Genomic DNA, 6,000 nt, shown 5'->3' with positions numbered 1-6,000 from the left:
AAGTAAATGATCCTCAGGCATCAATTGATCAATGGAAACCATTTCGAGTTCAATTTGTTTATCTGTTTGACGACGTAACATTACGCATTCCCCCAGCACGTTTCCGTTCTTTTTTCCATTATAACAAGAGTGTTTTTGTTTAGGCGTCTATAAATAAGAAAAAGCTGTTGAGAAATTACTTTCTCAACAGCCTGACAAAACAACAGGGCTAGCCCTGTTGTTTTGTCTATTAATCCATAATTTTTCATTCTAAAATATTTAAGCAATAATTAATATTAAAAATTGATCCCGGGAGTGAATTAATAGAACGCTACAGTATAGCATCTAATGTATTAATCAGCTGAAAATGTCAGTCAGTCTAAGTAAGTAGCACTTTCTTCTATCACTATCTTCAAATCTATTATATAATTATTGCTATTACTGGTACATAAGTTCTATGCGCTGATAATTGCACTTTTTTAGATAACTGAATTAACAAGGAGTGAACTTGATTGAGTTATATTGTTTTTAAACTGAACATTCAACCTGATATATTATTATACTATAGAAAACACAAACAATTCGAATATTTACTTTACGATAAAATACCATTGGCTTTTGAGAATGTATTAGAGATTGAGTTAAATGAAACTAATAACCTATATGAACTGATTCCCCAAAAAACTGACGAGCAAATTTTTCGGGATTTATTTGGAGAATTAGAATTAACAACGATTAAACTATTTGAGCACCATAAACAGATACTTTCACAATTTAAAAATAATCACGAAATTCATTATTCACATGACTTTCTAAAATTAAACGAAGTATGTATGAATAAAAGAAGGGAATTAGAAAAAAATATCCAGGAATAATAAAAGCATATGAAGTATTCTCAGATGAAGATGTCGATTTATATGCAAGTATTCATTCTAATAGTAAGGTAGGGACAGGCATCACACATTTAAGGAAATTTTATAAAATAAAGTTATACCTAGATACATATCACCAAGATAATGTAATAAACTCTTTAAATTTGAAAGCTTATTATAACCCCCATACCGAACATGTAATAGTTGAAAGCTCATCAGAAACAGCAGCAAAGAACTACATAAATGCTTTAGTTGAACTCGTTAATTCCAATAAATCTTCTAATATACACATAGGTAAAATTAACATTAATCCTATTTACGAAAGAATATCTTTGGATGGAGAATTCACTGAAATAAGTTATGTTATTGTATACCCGAACGGAAATCCTCCTTTAGAAAGGGATAATATTTTAAAGAATTCAGAAGCAAAGGAAGCTGAATTCAAGCTATTAGGGGCTGATGGTAACCCCCTAAAAAAGGAGCCTATTCAGGAAATCATAAATAATGAAGGGAAACACGGTTATTTAAAATCTCTAAAGGCAAAAGGAGAAAATATATTTAAAAAAATTAAAACAATAGGACAGATAGATAGTAATTCATAAGAAAGGAGTGTTGAGTTTTGAAAGGGAATTTCTATAATAATCCATTAAAAGTAATCTGGTATTCAAAAAAAAATTTAATGCCACCCTATCTAATTGTGTTGTGGATTATTTTTCTAATAGCTACTCTTATAGGGGATTTTCTTTATGGTTTTATGGATTTTTCCTCATTCCAGGTCGGAACTTATTTTTCTGTCTCATCTACTGGATTAACATTAACTTTAGCTTTATTTGTTGCCGGTAAAAGTGCCTTTAAAGAAGAAGATTTAAAAAGGTTAGCGAATCATAACGAAGGAAAACCGTTAATAGACTTTTTAGGTCCTTTTGTTTTTACAGCTTTGCTATTTCTAATAACAGGATTGCTTTCCTTATTTGGTCCTTATGTAAGACTACCACTTACTCATGTATACCTGGAGTTGATTAAAATAGCTTACATTAACATATTATTTTTAGGAATACTAAGTTTGTTCAATCTTGTAATTATAATGTTAAATGATGTTTATGCATCAGCATTTAGAGAATGAGGTGTAAATTTTATTATGTAATTTAATAGAAGCACATGAAAAAAGAAGTCCTTTTCTAGAAGAATAAAGTCAACACGCCACTACCTACAGTGAAGAGAATTTCATTATGACTGATTTTACTAAAGGTTTTACGCAAGCTTTATTTTGTATAGAGGATTTAAAAATGGAGCGGTCAATACCATGTTAGTAACAGAGCTTACGCCGTTCCAAGCGAGTAGAAAAAAATTTAATAAACTGAAGCTATTTAATACATATTAATAATAGCCCTATAAATACTTGTTATAATCACAAGATTCCCTAATTCAAAGAGAAAAATAATTGTATTATCGCTGTTAATAAGGAAATAATTGCCACAATTAGCGATATCGCTAATTGCAATTTTCTGGACTTTTGTTCCTCTTTCTCTTCCTCATTAGTTATTTTTCTATTTTCTTTCATACCTCCATTCAATAAATACACAAATCCGACCGGAATAAAAGGCAAACCAATAAAAAATAAAACTATGATAAATATTCTGATGAGAAATTCCCATGAGCTTAACACTTCATAATGATTTATAAAAAAATCTAATAGGACTGCAGGAACAATAAAAACTAACGATACACCCCAATATGAAAAAGCCTCTGACTTTATAAGGTTAGATATTTCTATTAATGAACCTATTAAACTCATAAATATTAATACAAAACCTACTATACGAAAAGTTAATAAAATTCCTTCTCTATCAATATCGAGATAAATTGGTGCATAAAAAGCTAAAATCCCCCATAGCAAAAAAGTCACAACTATTGAAAAACCAAAAAGAGGAGGATTCTCTTTTTTATTTTTAGAAACCATCTCCTTCACCTTCGCTCTTCTTTTTTCTCTTTAGTATAATCGAAATAAATTAAAGCTAGTTTTAATAAAAACGTATAATTATTCATATACTATCCTACAATGATAATTTATTAAAATGATCTAACCTCCTCATACCAATCATTACAATACTTTCTAGAATAGCATAATGTGGCTATCTATTGCTTTATAGTAACATAACAAATCATTTCTTTTTAAAATATTTAAGAAGAAAACATATTACAAGGTTAGTCTGTTAATGTCCTAAAAAAATAACCTTACGCAAGAAAGCTGTTCAAATTAAGTGCTATAATAAAATGGCAACAGCTAATTCCCATACTATTCCCAAATTTACTTTCTAAAGCATAAATTTAATTTTAAATTTATTAAAATAAAACTAATTTTAAACACTACTCTACTACTCTTACCTACTCACTTCAACGGAATCCAAATCTCCGCATAAGAATCTTCTTTCATCGAATCTTCGTCTACATAGACTTCAAGTTCGGGAGTGCCCGCGTGCTCGTAGGGGTTCGACGGAAACCATTCTGAGAAAATCTCTTTCCATACTTTTGGAATCGCGCTTGGAGCTGGTCCGTGTACTTCAAATACACCCCACGTTGATGCTGGTAAAACAAGCTTCTCGAACTTGTCTGATTCACTCGCAGATGACTCTGCCGCAATCCAGTATTCTACCTTTTCTAGACTCGAATTCACTTGATGGTCTACGCATACACCCATCAAAGCTTTAATCTCTCCGTCGTTTAACTGGGCTAAGGTTTCGATCGTTCCGTCCTTTGCAGCTTGTTCCCACATCTTTGGTATTTCTCTCGTATTCTCATCGTTCTTAAGTGAGAATGTCCTCCTTGTTCCAATTACTTGCAATTCGTCTCGTTCTACTACCCGATAGCGCATTGGATTTGCTCCCTTCAATTGTACGTGCACGACAAGCCGATTGTACGCATTTACTTTGCCTAGTCCTTTTCGAATAGCACTTGGAGTAACCCCGTGCTGCTTTCGGAAGGATTTTGTAAAGGCTTCTGGAGTTTCGTACTGGTATTTGTACGCAAGATCAATGATTTTCAGATCTGAACTGACCAATTCTTGTGCCGCCAGCGTTAAGCGCCGTTTGCGTAAGTAGTCACCAACAGACATATCCGTTAACACGGCAAACAACCGTTGAAAATGAAACGGGGACACATTGGCTTGTTTCGCGATCTCGCCGATTGTGAGTGGCTCACACAAATGCGTCTCCATATAGTCAATCGTTTCTTGCAATACATCAATCATTGCCATACCCTCAACTCCTTGGCTTTATCTTAAAGCGATTTCTCAAGCGAATCTGGTCTATTTGTGCGCAGTTGTAACCGATTTTAACTTTATTTAAATAATAATCATATGTATTTAAAGCCTTGCCAAAACTTTTAATTGCATGGTTAGAATAGTCTCTATAGCTGAAGAAACAACTTGCCCTATGAGAGAACAATGGATTAAGACGTTGAAAATGCAACGGTTAGAAGCGATGCTCAGGGAGAAGGGGGTAAGGTCCAATTAGATATTGTTTTTATGAAACGCTTCTTTTGAATTTGCGCTCAATCGTTTTGAAAATATTGAGGGAATTTATTCAACTACCTCGCCTTTTTTTTCTTCATAATCGGGTTCTGGATTTACGATGTCTTCTGGATTACCGTAGCGATTATACTCAACATCTCGTAAATCATATACCCATGTCCTGTCTGGCCTTTTCGGTCCGACATCATAACTAATTTCAACAAAATCCCCATCATCATATACTCTAATAGCTGATGTTGTATCTCTTTCAAGCGCATCAATATATAATCTTTTATCGAAATCTATTGCTTTATTTTCCCATTCTAGTACTTGATTGATCGTATCCTCATAAGGTGGTTCTGTGTTACAGGCAACTAGTGCCATAGCGAATAATGTATACACACAGCCTAACCCAAATTTCATTATCGGAATACACTCCTCTCATATATCGGACGACTAGTAAATAGTTTCTTTTATGTTTTTTTACTATACTTGTGCTCTATCGCTTTGTATATCACATAGACAAGGTAGACAACATAGCCTAATAGAAAGCTCACTAGTAAATTTTTACTCGCTAATCCTACGTTATTTTGAGTAACAAGACTCCACAGAAATGGGAGGATTTCTACTGTAAAAGCCATCCCAGCTCCTAGAATGGAAGGAACCACAACAAATGTTAGTAGTACCGTTTTTAAAGAATCAAACACGAAATCACCTTTTTTATCTTTATATTTGTACACGCAGATTAAAAACAAACACTCTTTTAGAGTATAAACGACTTCAACCGCTAATTTAACCATTTCGTTAATAAATGTTTAAGAAATCAAAAAAAGGTTATGTCAAAAAAGAACAACTAAATAAGAGGAGAGTATACATATGAAAAAAACCACTACGCTAATTGCTTCGATGGTAGCTGTCCCCTTTATTTTAGGGGCATGTTCCGATTCAAATGACGACGCTTCAAGCGCTCCATCAGAAGAAACAACTACTCCAAATGAGACGGATATGGATGGGAACGGGGATGAAGACGTCGAGGATGAGACTGATGAAACCGATGCTCCGGCAGAAGAAGGAGAAAATCAGCTAGACCTTGTTGTTGGCGATACAGCCATCATGGAAAGCAACGTTGCTTCTTTTGAATTCACGCTTAATAGTGTTGAGATGGTTGAGGAGATTGATGGCGAAATGCCGGAGTTAGACGCCTATATTATTGCATCTATTACGATTAAAAATGTTGGTGATGAGCCGATTGACGCTTTGGAAACATCACGAACGTTTGAGTACACGGACTTTCTTGAAGGGTCGGGCATGCCAGATGATTCTGAGTGGTATGATGAATACGACGGGGTCGAGGGAGAGATTGCACCGGGAGATGAAATGACTGGAACAGCCGTTTATCAAGGCTATGTTGATGATGAAAACTACCTCCGCGTCAAGCCAGGTTTAACGGGTATTAGCGCGATTAATGATGCGATGTTTACATTTACGCTTGATGAATTAGAAAATTAAGTCTCCCAATGAAGGTTTCTCTGAAAAAGAGAAGCCTTCTTTCTTTGGTCTATCTTTTTGCTCAATGATTCCCATCAATTCTCCGATAAAAAGATTGATGAAATAAAATTGCAATTTATTCCGAACCTTTCC

The 6,000-nt window shown here is 34.1% G+C and carries 7 protein-coding genes; 4 read left to right on the top strand and 3 right to left on the bottom strand.

The window, feature by feature from the left end; translation table 11 throughout:
• Positions 1–491: 491 nt before the first annotated feature.
• From JOC54_RS05305 to JOC54_RS05295, 3 genes are all read left to right on the top strand, one after another.
• Entirely contained in the window at positions 492–854 is a 363-nt protein-coding gene (locus JOC54_RS05305; protein WP_204464969.1) for a hypothetical protein, read from the top strand.
• A 161-nt stretch (positions 855–1,015) separates the two neighbouring features.
• Entirely contained in the window at positions 1,016–1,453 is a 438-nt protein-coding gene (locus JOC54_RS05300; RefSeq protein ID WP_204464968.1) for a hypothetical protein, read from the top strand.
• 17 nt (positions 1,454–1,470) lie between these two features.
• Positions 1,471–1,974 carry a hypothetical protein gene (locus JOC54_RS05295; RefSeq protein ID WP_204464967.1) on the top strand — a complete coding sequence of 168 codons (504 nt, stop codon included), beginning with the start codon at positions 1,471–1,473 and terminating at the stop codon, positions 1,972–1,974.
• A 297-nt stretch (positions 1,975–2,271) separates the two neighbouring features.
• Here the strand turns inward: JOC54_RS05295 and JOC54_RS05290 are convergent, their stop codons facing one another.
• The 3 genes from JOC54_RS05290 to JOC54_RS05280 all read right to left on the bottom strand — a co-directional run bounded on the left by JOC54_RS05290 (position 2,272) and on the right by JOC54_RS05280 (position 4,782).
• Positions 2,272–2,811 carry a hypothetical protein gene (locus JOC54_RS05290; RefSeq protein WP_204464966.1) on the bottom strand — a complete coding sequence of 180 codons (540 nt, stop codon included), beginning with the start codon at positions 2,809–2,811 and terminating at the stop codon, positions 2,272–2,274.
• Positions 2,812–3,240: 429 nt separating this feature from the next.
• On the bottom strand, positions 3,241–4,104 hold the full coding sequence (locus tag JOC54_RS05285) for an AraC family transcriptional regulator (RefSeq protein WP_204464965.1): 864 nt from the start codon (positions 4,102–4,104) through the stop codon (positions 3,241–3,243).
• Positions 4,105–4,428: 324 nt separating this feature from the next.
• Positions 4,429–4,782 (bottom strand): hypothetical protein, encoded by a 354-nt coding sequence (locus JOC54_RS05280; RefSeq protein WP_204464964.1) that lies wholly within the window; start codon positions 4,780–4,782, stop codon positions 4,429–4,431.
• Between the two features lie 453 nt (positions 4,783–5,235).
• Here JOC54_RS05280 and JOC54_RS05275 point away from each other — a divergent pair, with 453 nt between their 5' ends.
• Entirely contained in the window at positions 5,236–5,868 is a 633-nt protein-coding gene (locus JOC54_RS05275) for a DUF4352 domain-containing protein (RefSeq protein WP_204464961.1), read from the top strand.
• Positions 5,869–6,000 lie beyond the last annotated feature (132 nt).

The organism is Shouchella xiaoxiensis, from assembly GCF_016907895.1.
Taxonomy (GTDB): Bacteria; Bacillota; Bacilli; order Bacillales; family Bacillaceae_D; genus Shouchella; species Shouchella xiaoxiensis.
The sequence above is the reverse complement of the archived record's forward strand: the minus strand, read 5'-3'. Positions and strand labels throughout refer to the sequence as shown.